Below are 16068 nucleotides of genomic sequence, written 5' to 3' on the forward strand. Positions count from 1 at the left end.
ATGCACTTTCGTTTCTTGAACCGGAGGCGAACCTTCTGTAATCGGGATACCAAGGCACAAGATGCGAATGCAAGAGGGATGCCATGTCGAGGATAAGAGCCGGACTGAAATGGGCTGTGGTCGCCACCGCCCTGATGGCCCTTGGGGCCTGTGCGGCGTCATACCGGAATCATGGCTACGTCCCGACCGACGCAGAGCTTGCCGAGATCGTCGTCGGGGTCGACAACAAGGACAGCGTCCAGGAAACCATCGGTATTCCCTCGGCGGGCGGCGTTCTGAATGATGACGGATATTATTATGTCCGCAAGCAGGTGCGCACCTTTGCCTTTCGCCGGCCCGAAGTGATGGAACGACAGCTTGTCGCCATCAGCTTTAACAGCAGCGGCATCGTCACCAACATTGAACGGTACGGGTTGCAGGACGGTCGCCCGGTTGTCCTGAGCCGGCGTGTCACCAGCAGTTCGACCGAAGGCAAAACCTTTATCCGGCAACTGCTTGGAAATATCGGCCAGATCGGCACCGGCGGATTCGGCGGCTAGGGCGGGGACGTCGGGATGCCGCGTCAGCTGTGGTTGCGTGGTAAATACCTGATCCGTCAGGCCGCATGTCAGGCCGATCTGATTGCCGCCCAATCCCTGCGTGCGCAAGCGTTCCGGTCCGCAAATGATGACGGGCTGGATTGCGATATTTTTGATGAAAGATGCCTGCATTTTCTGGTGATCGAAGCGGCGACAGGAACACTTGTCTGTTGTTTCAGGCTGTTGCCGCTGCAAAACGGACGCGAGATATCAAGCAGCTATTCGGCTCAGTATTATGAACTTGCGGCGCTGGAAGCCTACCCGCACCGCATGGCCGAACTGGGGCGCTTCTGTATCCGGCCGGGCTATGGTGATCCCGATATCATCCGCGTGGCGTGGGGGGCCATGACAACCTATGTCGACGAGAGCGGGATCGGACTGTTGTTTGGCTGTTCGTCCTTTGCCGGTACCGAAACCAAGGATTATCTGGATACATTTGCGATGTTGCAGGCCCGCCATCTGGCGCCGCCGCGCTGGTTGCCCCGGATCAAGGCGCCCGATGTCTTCCGGTTCGCGGCCCGTCTGCGGCGCAAACCGGATGTCAAAAAGGCAATGATGCGCATGCCGCCGCTGCTGCGCACCTATCTGCTGATGGGCGGCTGGGTCAGCGATCATGCGGTGGTCGATCGGAACATGAATACGCTGCATGTGTTCACCGGGCTTGAAATCACGGCGATCCCGCCGGCCCGCAAGAAACTGTTGCGGGCGGTGGCGGGGCAAGGTTCGGGTGCCTCCGGCGGAAGTATTTACGAAAAGATGATCGGGGGTCGTTGACGCTGTCACCAGGTGGGGTTAGCTGCGCGCTATGGCACGCGCACCGATCTTGCAACTTTCCGATATTTCGCTGACCTTTGGCGGCGATCCGGTATTTGACGGGCTGGATCTGGTGGTGCAGCAGGGCGACCGCGTGGCGCTTGTCGGGCGTAACGGGTCGGGAAAATCGACCCTGATGAAAGTGATGGCCGGACTGGTTGAGGCGGACAGCGGTACCGTTGTTGTGCCCCCCGGTATTTCCGTAGGCTATATGGAGCAGGACCCCGATATGACGGGCTTTGCCACCTTGGGTGATTTTGCCACCAGCGCGCTGGAAGAAAGCGATGTCTACCGGGTAGAGCGGGCCGGTGCCGGGTTGAAATTTGATCCGGCCAGACCGGTGGCCACCGCATCGGGCGGCGAAAGGCGGCGCGCGGCGCTGGCCAAGCTGATGGCCGAAGCACCGGATCTGATGTTGCTGGACGAGCCTACAAACCATCTGGATATCGAGGCGATCGGCTGGCTGGAGGCGGAACTGGCGCAAACCCGCGCCGCATTCGTACTGATCAGCCATGACCGCGCCTTTTTACGTGCATTGACGCGTGCAACCCTCTGGATTGACAGGGGAATGGTGCGGCGGCAGGAAAAAGGCTTTGACGCGTTCGAAGCCTGGCGTGATGCCACATGGGAAGAAGAAGACACCCAGCGCCACAAGCTGAAACGCAAGATCAAGGCCGAAGCGCGATGGGCCGTCGAAGGCATTTCGGCACGGCGCAAACGCAATCAGGGGCGGGTGCGGGCCTTGCAGGATCTGCGCGCGCAGGCTGCGTCCCAGATCCGGCGGCAAGGTGCAGCGGCAATGGTGCTGGATACGGGGCAGAAATCCGGCAAGAAAGTTATGGAAGCCGTCAATATATCAAAGTCTTATGGCGAAAAAACAATTGTCGAGGATTTTTCGCTCAAGGTGCAGCGCGGCGACCGGATCGCCTTTGTCGGACCCAACGGCGTGGGCAAAACCGCGTTGCTGAAGATGCTGACCGGTGAGGTGGCGCCTGACAGCGGCACGGTCACGCTGGGCACCAATCTGGTGCTGGCCGTGTTTGATCAGGCGCGCGCACAACTGGATCCGGACATGTCACTGTGGGACAGCCTGACCGGCGATCCTGACATGCGCGTGTCGGGCAAGGCCGATCAGATACTGGTGCGCGGGATGCCGCGCCATGTGGTCGGATACCTCAAGGATTTCCTGTTCGACGAGGCACAGGCGCGCGCGCCGGTGCGCTCGCTGTCGGGCGGGGAAAAGGCACGGTTGCTGCTGGCCAAGATCATGGCGCGCGAAAGCAATGTTCTGGTGCTGGATGAACCGACCAACGATCTGGATGTGGAAACGCTTGACCTGTTGCAGGATCTGCTGGGGGATTATGACGGCACGGTTCTGCTGGTCAGCCATGATCGGGATTTTCTGGATCGGGTGGCGGCCACCACAATTGCCATGGAAGGCAATGGCAAGGCCACTGTTTATGCCGGCGGATGGAGCGATTATCAGGCGCAGCGCGGATCTGTTGATTTCGATGAAAGTGTCGTGAAATCAAAGCGTAAAAAAGAAAAGGTAACGCAATCTCAGGCGCAAAAACCGGGTCTGAGTTTTACCGAGCAGCACCGGTTGGCGGCGCTGCCCGCCGAGATCGAGAGGCTTCAGGCCGAGATTGCCAAGCTGGAAATCCTGCTGTCGGATGCAGAGCTTTTCACGCGCGAACCGGTGAAGTTCCAGAAAGCGTCGGATGCGCTGGTCGAGCGGCACGAACGGGTGGCCGAAGCCGAAGATGAATGGTTGCGGCTTGAAGAGAAATCTGGGGCCTAGATCAGGCCGGTCGGATGATATCGCCGATGCGCAGCGTGCCGCCGCTGATAATCCGGCAATTCAGGCCCGAGCGGTGTTCCATCAGTTCACACACGGTTTTTTGGGTGATCATATCCAGATAGCGGCAGGGCGTGTTCAGCCGTCCGCCTTCCAGCAGCACATCACCCACATAAAACCGCCGCCCGACCAGATGGTTCAGCGGTACATCACGGGTTGTCAGGTTGCGCCGGTGTTCGTGCAGGGGCAGGGTGATCGCATGATCGCGCGCCAGCGCTTCGATGGTTTCGATCTCGATCAACGTAACCTCGCGGATGTCGGGGAATTCCGAATAGGTGCCGCTGTTCACATCCGTTGAATAACGGTCGTCCTTGATGCCGACGCCTGCAATCAATTGCGCTGTGGGTTGGGCCTGCATCGGCGCGCGCGCCGCAGGCGCGGTGTGGATTTCAAGCAGTTCCCCTTGCCACATGGCGGCCCCCATTGTTTGCCTAGCGCAGGCGCAGTGCGCCGTCGATGCGGATCACTTCACCGTTCAGATAGCCGGCGGTGACGATAAAGGCGGCCAGCTGCGCGTATTCTTCTGGATCGCCCAGCCGGGGCGGGCAGGTCACATCGGCGGCCAGCGATGCCATAATCTCTTCGCCCAGCCCGATCAGCATGGGGGTTCGGAAAATGCCGGGGGCGATGGTCATGACGCGGATGCCGGTGCTGGCCAGATCGCGCGCCATGGGCAGGGTCATGCCGACGATGCCGCCCTTTGATGCGGCATAGGCGGTTTGCCCCTTTTGCCCGTCAAAGGCAGCGATGGACGCGGTGTTGATGATCACACCGCGGTTGCCATCGGGGGCCGGATCATTGGTGGCCATCGCCTGTGCGGCCAGCCTTGCAACGTTGAAACTGCCCACAAGGTTGATGTCGATCGTGCGCTGGAACGCATCCAGCGGATGCGGACCATCGCGACCGATGGTCTTGATCCCAAGGGCGATGCCGGCGCAGTTGACGGCTGCGTTCAGCCCGCCCATATGGCCCACGGCGGCATCAATTGCCGCCTTGACCGATGTTTCGTCGGTGACGTCGGTCTGAACGAAATGCCCGCCGATGTCCTGTGCCACGGCCATACCCTTGTCTTCATCGCGGTCCAGCACCGTCACGGCCGCGCCCTGTTGCGCAAAGTAACGCGCCGTGGCTTCGCCAAGGCCCGAGGCGGCACCGGTGACAACGGCTTTGGTCTGATCAAGAGGCATTGCGTCTTCTTTCGTGCTGGGGTGTGAGGAGATTTGTTCACGACAGCGGCGGCAAAGTCCAGAGCGGGAAAGCGTGTTCTGCCCGATCAGGCTCTGGCGGTTTTTCGGATCGCGCGTTAAGAGCCGGACAGAACAAGGGGAGGTGGGCCATGCACAGGCTACTGACGGAATTCGGGATGGGCACATTGTTGCGGCGCGGCGATTACACCGAAGCGGCGCGCCGTGCGGTCAAGGACGCGCTATGGCACAATTCGATCAACATGGCGGAACTGTTCGGCTTTCCCAAGGACGCGATGATCCTGACGGTCGAGATCGGTGTGCAACATCCCGATGCGGTGGACATCGATGTGATCAGGGCGGTGTTCCCTTACGGGCGCCCTGATATCGTGGTGCGTCACGGCGGGCTGGACATTGCACGCCCCGATGGTGACGGGCACGCCCCGATCATTGCCAATGCCGCGCTGTCGGTCAGTTTTGATATGGAGCGGGCGGGATGAGTGATCAGCGGATGATTATCGAAATGGGCATGGGCAACGATCTTTACGGTATGGATTACACCAAGGCCGCCGCCCGCGCGATCGAAGACGCGATCCGCCATTCTTCGATCCCGATGTTCGAGGCATTGGGGATCAGCCACGATGCCATGCGGGTACAGGTTACGGTGGGGGTGCAAGACCCCGATGCGGTTGATGTCGCATCGCTGGCCCGCAATCTGCCGCGCGGGCGGGCGAAGGTGCAGGCCGTTCTGGGCGGGTTGAACGTGCACAACCCCGATACCGGCGGTACCATCGTGATCGCATCTGCCGCGGTCGAGGCATTTGTGCCTGCGCAGGACGGGTGGGTTTTGCGGGATTAAGCCGCTGCCGCGAACGCATTCATTTGCCCGATAAAGGCAACGCTAAAGGTTTATTGCCAAGGCTCAAGCTGGTTCAGCACCCATTTGTGAAATGCGTGAATGTCGAATTCCTGCGGCATCAGACGGCCCTGTTCAAAGCGCGATGATTTCAGCCCGCGCTGGTTCATTTCGCAGGCGGCGCCGTCTTCCAGCAAGACGGTTGTGGCAAAATCCGTGACATTGGCCAGATCGAAACCGGCTTGCGCCAGAGTTTCGGGCAGGAACAGCCATTCCGCCCTTAACTGCGTGATCTCGGGCGCCAGCGGAGTCATCGATACGATACGCACGTAATCTACATGCGCCACGATATAAGTGGATGGATAGATCGTGACAAAATTATGCGCGATGGCCCGTTCGCGTGGTGTCAGGTCCGGAAACTCAGGTCCGCAGGCTTGTCCGTTTACCGTCCAACTGCGTGCATCGTCCTTCAAAGCGGCGTTGTGTCCCTGATCCGCGGACCAGTCCGCATCTTCCTCGTCCGACATGATGCCCTTGCGATAGATCGGGACCATGTCGCTTAGCCCCTTGTGAATACCGGGGCAATGCAGGCATTCGTTGTAGTTTTCCCAGAACACCTTCCAATTGCAGGCCAGTTGCTTTTCCAGAATGTGACCGGTGACAAGACGGTCCATCGGCCAGTTGTCCAGCGCGGCAACGCCCATATCGGGTTCAAACGGTGGCGGCGTGTCCGCAAGGCACAGAAAGACACAGCCGTTCCATTGGTGCAGGGCCACCGGAAACAGGCCGTGTAGTGCCTTGTCAAAATCGTGGGTTGGTGTGGCATAGCCCGTGGATACCAGCGCGCCTTCGTTATCATAGGCCCATGCGTGATAGGGGCAACGGATCAAGCGCCCGTTATAGTCCTGTTGGTGCGCACTGCACAGTTCGGCCCCGCGGTGGCGGCAGGTATTGAAATAGGCCCGCAAGGCGTTGTTATCGTCACAGGCCACGATCACGTTGTCGCCGGCAATGTCGATCCTGCGGATGGTGCGGGGCCGGAACGCATCAATGCGGCCCGCATAGACCCAGTTTCGTGCCCATATTGCCATGCTTTCACGATCAAACCACGCGCCATCATAATAGGCTTTGGCAGGCAGGCTTGGCGGGCAGTGCCCCAAAAGAGGCGAGGATTCGGGGGATCGCACGTTCATTTGATCATGATCTTTCGTTTGCAGACCTGTGTCACCGGCCCCTGAACGTCTCCGCACGTACATAGCAAACAGGCTTTGCACGCCGCGCGGGGCGCGTTTACTTTGACCGATCACTCAAACTATGCGCGGAAAACCCGATGACGCAAGTGCGTTCACCGACGGATCGGCAACAGGATACACGGCAGGGACAGATACTAGCTGCCCGCCACCTGCACCAAAGCGTGCCGTTTCTTGCCCGCGCTCAGCTTGATGGGGCTGGACAGGGCGGCGGCGTTCAGCATCAGGCCCGCATCCGTCAATGGCACATCATCCAGACGGGCGCCGTTTTCCGCGATCAGGCGTTTGGCTTCCTTGCCTGATCCTGCAAGGCCCGATTTCACGATCAGTTGCACAATCGAAATGCCTTCACCCACGTCTGCCGCCGTCAGCGTCAGGGTCGGCAGATCATCGCCCACACCGCCCTTTTCGAACACTTCGCGTGCGGTCGCTTCTGCGGTTTCGGCCGCATGCGCACCGTGCAGCAGGGTTGTCACCTCGTTGGCAAGGCGCACCTTGGCTTCGTTGATTTCCGATCCCTGCAAGGCCCCCAGACGGTCGCATTCGTCAACCGGCAGTTCGGTATAAAGCTTGAGGAACCGGCCCACATCCGCGTCGGTGGTGTTGCGCCAGAATTGCCAGAATTCGTATGGGCTTAGCATTTCGGGGTTCAGCCAGATCGCGCCCGATTGCGATTTGCCCATCTTCTTGCCGTCCGACGTGGTCAGCAGCGGAGAGGTCAATCCATAGACTTCCGCGTCGATCACGCGCCGCGTCAGATCGATCCCGTTGACGATATTACCCCACTGGTCGGACCCGCCCATTTGCAGAATGCACCCGTATCGGCGGTAAAGCTCCATGAAATCATAGGCTTGCAGGATCATGTAGTTGAATTCAAGGAACGACAGCGATTGTTCTCGGTCCAGCCGCGATTTGACGCTTTCAAAACTCAGCATCCGGTTGATCGAAAAATGCCGTCCGATGTCGCGCAGGAAATCCAGATAGTTCAGATCATCCAGCCATTCGGCGTTGTTGATCATCATCGCGTCGCTCGGCCCGTCCCCATATGTCAGGTAGGCGCTGAACACGTCCTTGATGCCCGCGATATTGGCATCGATCGCTTCCGGTGTCAGCAGCGGGCGTTCATCGGCGCGAAAAGACGGATCGCCCACCTTAGTGGTGCCGCCGCCCATCAGGGTGATCGGTTTGTTGCCGGTCTTTTGCAGCCAGCGCAGCATCATGATTTGGATCAGTGATCCGACATGCAGAGATTTGGCTGTCGCATCAAACCCGATATAGCCGGGTTGGCCACCTTTCAGCAAAGCCTCGTCCAGCCCCTGATAATCGGTGCAATCCGCGAGAAATCCGCGTTGCATCATCACGGCGATGAAATCCGATTTAGGGTGATACGTCATGTCTTGCCTCTGGCTTGCGTTACGCGGCAGTGTATAGGCGGCAGTGAAGCAAAGGAAAAGGCCATGAATCGGGCCAGGACACAGGCAAAACCGGTGCGCGCCCTTGGCGCAATGTCGGGCACATCGCTGGACGGGGTCGATGCCGCCGTGGTGGACACCGATGGCCACACGGTATTCGGCTTTGGTCCGACAGCTTATCGCCCGTATTCGGATCAGGAACGCGCGGTGTTGCGCGCGGCGCTGGGGCAATGGACCGGCGATGCCGTGATTGCCGCCGCCCGCGTGGTGGATGCCGCCCATCAGGAGGTGCTGTCGGGTTTTGACGGGATCGATCTGGTGGGTGTTCATGGCCAGACACTGGCTCATGCGCCCCGCCTTCAGGGCACATTGCAGGTGGGTGACGGATCGGCGTTGGCGGAACATCTGAATGTGCCGGTGGTCTGGGATTTTCGCAGCACCGATGTTGAAATGGGCGGCGAGGGCGCGCCGCTGGCGCCGTTTTTCCATTTCGCCTGTGCCAGGTGGATTGGTGCAACCGAACCGGTGGCGTTTCTCAATCTGGGTGGCGTCGGAAACCTGACCTATGTCGATCCGTCCTTTGATACGCCACAACAGGACGGCGCCTTGCTGGCCTTTGATACCGGCCCCGCCAATGCGCCGGTCAACGATCTGATGCAGGCGCGCCAAGGCGTGCCCTATGATGCCGATGGCGCGACAGCCGCCCAGGGGCAGGTGGAGCAGGGCGCGCTGGAGCTGTTTCTTGCCGAGCCCTTTTTCGCAAGAATGCCGCCGAAGTCCCTGGACAGAAATGATTTTTCAGACATGATCGCGCTGGTGAACGAGCTGAGCGATGCCGATGCCGCCGCCACGCTGACCGCAATGTGTGCCGCCGGTGTGATGGAGGCCATGCAGCATTGCCCAAGCCCGCCCGCGCGCGTGCTGGTGACGGGCGGTGGGCGGCACAATCCGGTGCTGATGGAAATGCTGAACGTGTCGCTGGATTGCCCCGCCGTCCCGGTGGAAGAGGTCGGCCTGAACGGGGATATGCTGGAGGCGCAGGCCTTTGCCTATCTGGCGGTGCGTGTGGCGCGCGGATTGCCCACATCCTGTCCCGGCACCACGGGCGTGCGTGCGGCGGTGGGCGGTGGCACGATCAGCGCGCCAGATGGCGAAGATAATCTGCCGTAAATTCCCCGTACCCGGCGGATGTGGATTTCAGATGGGCCTGCACATCGGCATGAAATTCCGGCAGGCGATAGAACGGCACCGCCGGAAAGCTGTGGTGTTCCGCGTGATAAGGCATGTTCCATGCCAGAAACCGCACCACGCGCGTGGTGTAAGTGGTGCGTGAATTTTCCAGCATATCGGCCACCGGCGGGCAAAGCCCGTGTTCGGCCAGCAGATAGGCGCGCAGCACCGGTTGCCCGACCAGCACAGGCAGCAGCCAGATCCAGAACAGAAGTGGCGTAAGGAACAGACTGATCAGCGCGGCGGCATAGATCGCCAGAATGATCCGCGCCTCGCGCCGAAGGCGGGGCAGCAGGCGATCAGACAAATAGGGCGCATCCGGTGTGCCAAAGGCATTGACCCAAAGCATGGTCAATCCGTTTCTCCAATAGCCCCAGCCGCTAAGATAGATCAGATACCCGCGCCATCCGCTGGGGCGGCCGCCGCCTTCCAGTTCGGGATCGCGTTCGGGATCGTTGGTATATTTGTGATGTGCCAGATGGAAATAGCGGAACCAGACAAAGGGCAGGGCAACCGGCACCGCGCAAAGATGCCCCACGACTTCGTTGATCCATTTGCTTTTGAACGGAGTCTGATGTGTGCATTCATGGCTTAGGGTGAACAGAAAGCACAGCAGAACGCCCTGAACCGGAACAAGGAAACCCCAAAACGGCACCTGCATCACAATGGCCGCCGTACTGATCGCCAACGCCCCGACATACAGCGCAAGATGCGTCAGGCCGGCGCGATCGGATCGTTCCTGCAAATGCGCTTTTCGCGCGACGCTTAGCCGTTTCAGAATCTCGGTATGGGTCATGCGCGGATGGTGCGGCTGAAATGCTCCCTTTGGCAAGCGTGCACTGCGCCTTTCAGGCTGGCAGAATGTCAAATCCGGGCGCAACTGTGCAACGGATCGGCGTGTAACCTTCAGTGGTGCGGATTTTAACAGCCGGATCGGCCAATTTCAGCCGCTTGTCATCCGCGTTTCGGTACGTTGTCGCCGGATTTGCCGCGGGATTGATTTTGATCATCGGGAACCTTTTGCGGCGCGATAGGTTGTTCTGGCTGACATCGGGTGTTTTTGCATGCCTTTAAGCGCGCCCGATTTCAGATGGATCGTTTTGGGAAAGGATACCTTATGACCCGTTGGATTTCCGGATGTTTTCTGGCCAGCATTCTGGCCCTGTCGGCTTGTGAAAACATGACAGCCGAACAACGCACCGTTGCCGGTGTCGCAGGCGGCGCGGCGGGTGGCCTGATCGCCGCCGAAGCTTTTGATGCCGATGACGAATGGCGCCTGATTGCCGCCCTTGCGGGCGCCGCCGCGGGCACTGCCGTGGCGCAAAACACCCAGACTGGCAATTGCGCCTATGCGCGCGGTGACGGAACCTATTATTCGGCTCCTTGCCCCTAACCCTTTCAGGCAGACAGGCGCGGGCGGTGCGTTACCTTAAAATGGACCGCCCCGCGTAATCTGCGGTCTCTCCCAGCGCTTCCTCGATGCGGATCAACTGGTTGTATTTCGCCAGCCGGTCCGAGCGCGCCAGTGATCCGGTCTTGATCTGTCCGCAATTGGTGGCAACGGCCAGATCGGCGATTGTCGCGTCTTCGGTTTCGCCCGACCGATGCGACATCACATTGGTATAGCGCGCCCGATGCGCCATATCGACCGCTTCAAGAGTTTCCGTTAAGGTGCCGATCTGGTTGACTTTTACCAGCATCGAATTGGCGCAGCCGCGTGCGATTCCGTCTGACAGGCGCGTCGGATTGGTCACGAACAGATCATCGCCCACCAGTTGCACCTTGTCACCCAGCGCATCGGTCAGCGCCTTCCATCCGTCCCAGTCATCTTCCGACATACCGTCTTCGATCGAGATGATCGGATAATCGGCCACCAGCGCCGCCAGATAGGCAACGTTTTCATCCGAACTCAGTGTCTTGCCTTCGCCCGACAGCACATATTTTCCGTTCTTGTAATATTCCGTCGCCGCACAATCCAGCGCCAGATAGATATCCTCACCTGGTTTGTATCCGGCTTTTTCAACAGATTTCAAAATGAAATCAAGCGCATCGCGGGTCGAGCTGATGTTGGGTGCAAACCCACCCTCGTCACCGATGCCTGTGCTCAGACCTGCGGCAGACAGTTCTTTTTTCAGGGTGTGAAACACTTCCGATCCCATGCGCACCGCATCGCGGATGTTGGTGGCGCTGACCGGCATGATCATGAATTCCTGAATGTCGATCGGGTTGTCGGCATGTTCACCGCCGTTGATGATGTTCATCATCGGCACCGGCAACACCCGCGCCGATGTGCCGCCGACATAGCGGAACAACGGTTGCGAGGTGTAATCGGCGGCTGCCTTGGCCACCGCCAGACTGACCCCCAGAATGGCGTTCGCGCCAAGGCGCGATTTGTTTTCTGTGCCGTCCAGTTCGATCATCAATTCGTCAATGCCGACCTGTTCGGTGGCATCAAAACCCAGCAACTCTTCGGCAATTTCGCCGTTGACCGCCGCCACGGCATCCAGAACGCCTTTGCCCATGTACCGGCTCTTGTCACCGTCACGGCGTTCCACCGCCTCGTATGCGCCGGTGGACGCCCCGGAAGGCACCGCCGCGCGCCCCATGGTGCCGTCTTCCAGAACCACATCGACCTCGACAGTCGGATTGCCCCGGCTGTCCAGAATTTCGCGTGCGTGAATATCGATAATCGTGCTCATCAGCCGGGTTCCTTGATCATAGAAGGGTTGCGCGGGTCTTAGACCGTCCGCCAGCCAAGGAAAAGGTAGATTAATCGGTTTTATACAGTTTGCGTTCGCGCCAGACGGTAAACAGGCCCGATCCGACGATAATGGCGGACCCGACCAACATCAGCGTATCGGGCTGTTCCCCGAACACCAGAACCCCGACACACATGGCAAAGATCAGCCGGGTATAGCGAAACGGTGTGACAAACCCCACATCGCCAACCCGCATGGCGGCAACAATTGCGTAATAGGACACCACGCCCAGCAAAACGGCACCCCCGACCAGCGCCCACAGCTTTGGATCGGGCGCGACAAGCGGCGCACCGTTGACCTGCAACAGGATGAAACCGGTTGGCACCAATGTCAGAAAAGCCAGAAAACTCAGCTGCATGGACGACGTTGTGCGTGGAACCTGCCGCGTTGCCAGATCCCTGATCGCCAGCCCGATTACCCCTTGCACCGCGAACAGCGAATTGGCGTCAAAACCGTCCAGCCCGGGCCGGATAATCAGCAAAACGCCGAAAAAACCGACGATAATGGCGCTCCAGCGCCGCCAGCCGACCTGTTCCTGCAAAAACAGCGCCGCGCCCAGCGTGACCGCCAATGGCGTTGCCTGCAGGATCGCCGATGCACTGGACAGCGGGGTCAGCACAATCGCGGTAACAAAGCCCAGCGTGCCCACCAGTTCGCCCAGATTGCGTAGCAAAATCATCCGCGTCAGAAACAGGCGGGAAAACAGCGGCGTACCCTGCCACAGGGTCAGCGCGGCAAACACTGTCGCGCCGCCGATCCCCAGCATCAGGATGATCTGGCCAACAGGCAGGGCGCCGGCCATCAGTTTGATAAACATGTCCTCGATCGCAAAGCCCAGCATTGCAAAGATCATCAGGGCGGCGCCGCGCAAATTGTCCATCTTGGGGTAAGCTTTCAAAGTGATGACTGGCCAATGGCGCGTTGCGCAGTCAAACACAAGCCCGATAGATCGCCCTGCCGGTGCCTGTTTTTCTTTTTGCCAGAAATACGGGACGGGAAACGCCCGTCAGGGCGCGCCGCAGACGCTGGTAACCGCGCCTGGGCGCATCATCGGATCACGGTTTGCGGATCGGCACACCATAAAGCTCAAGCCGGTGCCCGCGCAGTTCATAGCCCAGCTTGCGCGCGATCTTTTCCTGCAATGCCTCGATTTCCTCGTCGACGAATTCAATCACTTCGCCCGAGTTCATATCAATCAGGTGGTCGTGATGGTCGCGTTCCGCATCTTCATAGCGCGCGCGCCCGTCGCCGAATTCAAGCTTGTCCAGCAGTCCGGCCTCTTCGAACAGTTTGACCGTCCTATATACGGTTGCAATTGAAATGCCGCTGTCGATCGCGCTGGCGCGGGCATAAAGCTCTTCAACATCGGGGTGGTCATCGCTGTCCTGAAGGACGCGCGCGATCACGCGGCGCTGTTCGGTCATGCGCAGGCCCTTGGCGGCGCTGCGGTCGATTATCGTATCAGTCATGCCCAAGGTCCCAAACTTAGCCGTGATCCTTGGTGTACCGCGTCCGCCATTCGGTTTCCAGACGCTTTTCAACCCGCAGGCCGGATCGGCAAAAGGTTGACTTATGGTGCGCGATCCCCCATGTGACCCTCAGCGATGCCTTCTGCCGCGTGAGCAGTCAGAAGAATGAGCGGGAAAAGCCCGCCCCGAAACCAAAAGGTATCGCACCTGTTCCCAAAATCACGCGTGGGGCCAAAGCGCACGAACGACCCGGACAGCATTCGGCTGTCGCGGGGTTGAGCTTTTTGCGCACCCGACGCGCGGCCCTTATCGGTGCCGCAAAACAAGTGGTCCGTGCGCAACGCGCGGGCCGGAAGGATATATTTTGAACGATTTTTCAATCATGGGCTTGCCCAAATCCCTGATCACCCGCCTGACGGCAATGGGGATCACGGAACCAACGCCGATCCAGAATCAGGCCATCCCCCATGCGCTGAACGGGCGCGATGTGATGGGCCTGGCGCAGACCGGCACCGGCAAGACAGCCGCATTCGGTCTGCCGCTTGTGGCGCAGATGCTGGAACTGGGCGGACGCCCGGCGCCGAAAACCTTACGCGGTCTTGTTCTGGCGCCGACGCGCGAACTGGCGGGTCAGATTGCCGAAAACCTGCGCGCCTATGCACAAGGCACCCCGATCAAGGTTGCGATGGTTGTTGGCGGTCAGTCAATCAACAATCAGATCAAACGGTTGGAGCGCGGTGTTGATCTTCTGGTGGCGACGCCGGGGCGGTTGATCGACCTGATGGACCGCCGCGCCCTGCGGCTGGACGAAACCGTTTTTCTGGTGCTGGATGAAGCCGATCAGATGCTTGATCTGGGCTTTATCCATGCCCTGCGCAAGATCGCGGGCATGTTGCCAGCCGAACGCCAGACCATGCTGTTTTCGGCCACAATGCCCAAGCAGATGAACGAACTGGCCTCGAGCTATCTGAACAAACCGATCCGGGTCGAAGTGTCGCCCCCCGGCAAAGCCGCCGACAAGATCACACAAGAGGTGCATTTTATTGCCAAGGCGGAAAAGCCCAAGCTGCTGATTGAAATGCTGGACAAGCATCGCGACGAGCTGGCGCTGGTTTTCGGGCGCACGAAACACGGGTGTGAAAAGCTGATGAAGTCGCTGGTCAACGCCGGTTATGCGGCGGGATCGATCCATGGCAACAAAAGCCAGGGCCAGCGGGATCGCGCAATCGCGGCCTTCAAGGCAGGCGAGATCCGCGTTCTTGTGGCCACCGATGTGGCCGCGCGCGGTCTGGATATCCCTGATGTGCGCCATGTTTACAATTTCGATCTGCCCAATGTGCCGGAAAACTATGTGCACCGGATCGGGCGAACAGCACGTGCGGGTGCAGATGGCGCTGCGATTGCGTTTTGTGCGCCTGACGAGATGGGCGAATTGAAGGCAATTGAAAAGGCGATGAAAATGCCGGTGCCGGTCGCGTCCGGACGGCCCTGGGAAAGTTCGGAAATACCTGACAAGCCCAAAGGTCGCGGTGGTCGCCCCGGCGGCGGTGGCCAGAAACGCCGCTTTGGCGGCGGTGGTGGCGGCGGTGGCGCAAAATCCAGCGCCGGAAAACCCGGCGGTGGCCAGCGTCGTCGCAGAAGCGGCGGCAAGGGCGGCGGCAAACCCGGTGGCCAGCGCGCGGCCTGATCAGTAAAAAAAGGGCACCGTCGGGTGCCCTTTTTCTTTCCGGAACAGGCAGATACAGGCTATTCGTAAAGTGAGGGCACGCCCATTTTTTCATGAATGCTGTTTACCGTGGCAGCGTTCATGCCATAGCCCTGTGCCAGCCGGTGCAGGTATTCCGCCTCGGACCGGCTGTCCAGATCAATTCCCAGAACCGACATCGCATAGGTCTGCGCTTCCATGCCACGCGGCGTCTGGCGCACCAGACCTTCGATATCGACAGGGGCCTGCAACTGGGCCTGCACAAAATCGGCCTCTTCGCGCGATACATCATCGCCCAGCCGGTCGATGATCTTGGTGCGTTCGGCATCGTCCAGCTTGCCATCCGATTTGGCCGCCTGGATCATCGCCGCCAGCATGATGCCGGCCGCGGCCTCCTGTGCGGCAGAGGGTTCGATTTCTTCCTGGGGCGTCTGGTCGAACTGTGAATTCAGAACCGATCCGAAATCCGCGTTGTTCGTTGCGGGCTTGCCCCCCAGCGCGGCCGCCAGACCTTCCAGCAGGCCGCCTGTGTTGCTGCCGCCCGCAGTTCCACCGGTGCCGCCGCCGATCATGTCCTGCAACCCGCCGGCCTGCGCGCCGCCCAGTTGATCCAGTAATCCGCCCAGACCGCCTTGCAGCCCGGCGCCGGCACCGGCTCCGGCACTGCCACCCAGCAGGCTGCCAAGCAGATCCTCGATCCCGCCACCCGCACTCGCGCTTTTGGCGCGGCCCGAGCCACCTGTTTTCGCACCGGTCAGTCCGCCCAGCAAATCTTCCAATCCGCCCGCGCCGCCCGACGCACTGCGTCCGCTTGCGCCTTTCATCATGCTGCTGGCGCCTTTGGCCACTGCCACGCCGATCGCCACCTTGGCGAGTGTTTTAACCAAACTCATTGTCCAAATCTCCCTGTTGAAAATGAAAAAAGAATGCCAGATTCGCAGATGAACTCCACGG

General features: G+C 59.8%; 17 protein-coding genes. 8 read left to right on the top strand and 9 right to left on the bottom strand.

All coding sequences use genetic code 11. The annotated features are described in order from the left end of the window. Positions 1–83: 83 nt before the first annotated feature. From OLX72_RS14955 to OLX72_RS14965, 3 genes are read left to right on the top strand one after another with little or no spacing between them, the layout of a single operon-like run. On the top strand, positions 84–539 hold the full coding sequence (locus OLX72_RS14955; protein WP_114870537.1) for an outer membrane protein assembly factor BamE: 456 nt from the start codon (positions 84–86) through the stop codon (positions 537–539). A gap of 15 nt (positions 540–554) precedes the next feature. After that, positions 555–1352 (top strand): GNAT family N-acetyltransferase, encoded by a 798-nt coding sequence (locus tag OLX72_RS14960; protein ID WP_433988990.1) that lies wholly within the window; start codon positions 555–557, stop codon positions 1350–1352. 31 nt (positions 1353–1383) lie between these two features. After that, a complete protein-coding gene (locus OLX72_RS14965) occupies positions 1384–3192 on the top strand; it encodes an ABC-F family ATP-binding cassette domain-containing protein (protein ID WP_114870535.1) in 1809 nt (602 codons plus the stop codon). Between the two features lies 1 nt (position 3193). On the opposite strand, the gene OLX72_RS14970 is transcribed toward OLX72_RS14965, so the two are convergent. Next, a complete protein-coding gene (locus tag OLX72_RS14970) occupies positions 3194–3661 on the bottom strand; it encodes an MOSC domain-containing protein (RefSeq protein ID WP_114872299.1) in 468 nt (155 codons plus the stop codon). 19 nt (positions 3662–3680) lie between these two features. After that, entirely contained in the window at positions 3681–4436 is a 756-nt protein-coding gene (locus OLX72_RS14975) for an SDR family NAD(P)-dependent oxidoreductase (RefSeq protein ID WP_114870534.1), read from the bottom strand. Between the two features lie 149 nt (positions 4437–4585). On the opposite strand from OLX72_RS14975, the gene OLX72_RS14980 reads away from it, so the two are divergent. After that, positions 4586–4933, top strand: coding sequence for a Lin0512 family protein (locus OLX72_RS14980; protein WP_114870533.1), 348 nt, complete (start codon positions 4586–4588; stop codon positions 4931–4933). Next, a complete protein-coding gene (locus tag OLX72_RS14985; RefSeq protein ID WP_114870532.1) occupies positions 4930–5292 on the top strand; it encodes a Lin0512 family protein in 363 nt (120 codons plus the stop codon). Before OLX72_RS14980 ends, OLX72_RS14985 begins: the two co-directional genes overlap by 4 nt. Before the next feature lie 50 nt (positions 5293–5342). Here the strand turns inward: OLX72_RS14985 and OLX72_RS14990 are convergent, their stop codons facing one another. Further along, complete coding sequence (locus OLX72_RS14990) at positions 5343–6482, bottom strand: aromatic ring-hydroxylating oxygenase subunit alpha (protein WP_433988991.1); 1140 nt, start codon at positions 6480–6482, stop codon at positions 5343–5345. A gap of 194 nt (positions 6483–6676) precedes the next feature. Further along, the gene (gene tyrS / locus OLX72_RS14995) at positions 6677–7933 is read right to left on the bottom strand and encodes a tyrosine--tRNA ligase (RefSeq protein ID WP_114870530.1); all 1257 of its coding nucleotides are present in this window, start codon (positions 7931–7933) and stop codon (positions 6677–6679) included. A gap of 63 nt (positions 7934–7996) precedes the next feature. Between tyrS and OLX72_RS15000 the strand changes: the two genes are divergently transcribed. After that, positions 7997–9121 (top strand): anhydro-N-acetylmuramic acid kinase, encoded by a 1125-nt coding sequence (locus OLX72_RS15000; protein WP_433988992.1) that lies wholly within the window; start codon positions 7997–7999, stop codon positions 9119–9121. On the opposite strand, the gene OLX72_RS15005 is transcribed toward OLX72_RS15000, so the two are convergent. Continuing rightward, entirely contained in the window at positions 9087–9977 is an 891-nt protein-coding gene (locus tag OLX72_RS15005) for a fatty acid desaturase (RefSeq protein WP_114870528.1), read from the bottom strand. The genes OLX72_RS15000 and OLX72_RS15005 overlap by 35 nt on opposite strands. 321 nt (positions 9978–10298) lie before the next feature. On the opposite strand from OLX72_RS15005, the gene OLX72_RS15010 reads away from it, so the two are divergent. Beyond that, the gene (locus OLX72_RS15010) at positions 10299–10574 is read left to right on the top strand and encodes a glucose-6-phosphate isomerase (RefSeq protein ID WP_205388943.1); all 276 of its coding nucleotides are present in this window, start codon (positions 10299–10301) and stop codon (positions 10572–10574) included. Between the two features lie 31 nt (positions 10575–10605). Here OLX72_RS15010 and eno read toward each other — a convergent pair whose 3' ends face one another. From eno to OLX72_RS15025, 3 genes are all read right to left on the bottom strand, one after another. Further along, positions 10606–11880, bottom strand: a complete 1275-nt coding sequence (gene eno / locus OLX72_RS15015; protein ID WP_114870527.1) for a phosphopyruvate hydratase — start codon at positions 11878–11880, stop codon at positions 10606–10608. 70 nt (positions 11881–11950) lie between these two features. Further along, entirely contained in the window at positions 11951–12820 is an 870-nt protein-coding gene (locus OLX72_RS15020) for a DMT family transporter (RefSeq protein WP_433988993.1), read from the bottom strand. Between the two features lie 175 nt (positions 12821–12995). Beyond that, positions 12996–13409 carry a Fur family transcriptional regulator gene (locus tag OLX72_RS15025; RefSeq protein ID WP_114870525.1) on the bottom strand — a complete coding sequence of 138 codons (414 nt, stop codon included), beginning with the start codon at positions 13407–13409 and terminating at the stop codon, positions 12996–12998. A 364-nt stretch (positions 13410–13773) separates the two neighbouring features. Between OLX72_RS15025 and OLX72_RS15030 the strand changes: the two genes are divergently transcribed. Continuing rightward, a complete protein-coding gene (locus OLX72_RS15030; RefSeq protein WP_114870523.1) occupies positions 13774–15096 on the top strand; it encodes a DEAD/DEAH box helicase in 1323 nt (440 codons plus the stop codon). Between the two features lie 59 nt (positions 15097–15155). On the opposite strand, the gene OLX72_RS15035 is transcribed toward OLX72_RS15030, so the two are convergent. Further along, positions 15156–16007 (bottom strand): DUF533 domain-containing protein, encoded by an 852-nt coding sequence (locus OLX72_RS15035; RefSeq protein WP_114870522.1) that lies wholly within the window; start codon positions 16005–16007, stop codon positions 15156–15158. Positions 16008–16068 lie beyond the last annotated feature (61 nt).

It is taken from the genome of Sulfitobacter sp. TBRI5 (genome assembly GCF_051013555.1).
Lineage (GTDB): Bacteria > Pseudomonadota > Alphaproteobacteria > Rhodobacterales > Rhodobacteraceae > JL08.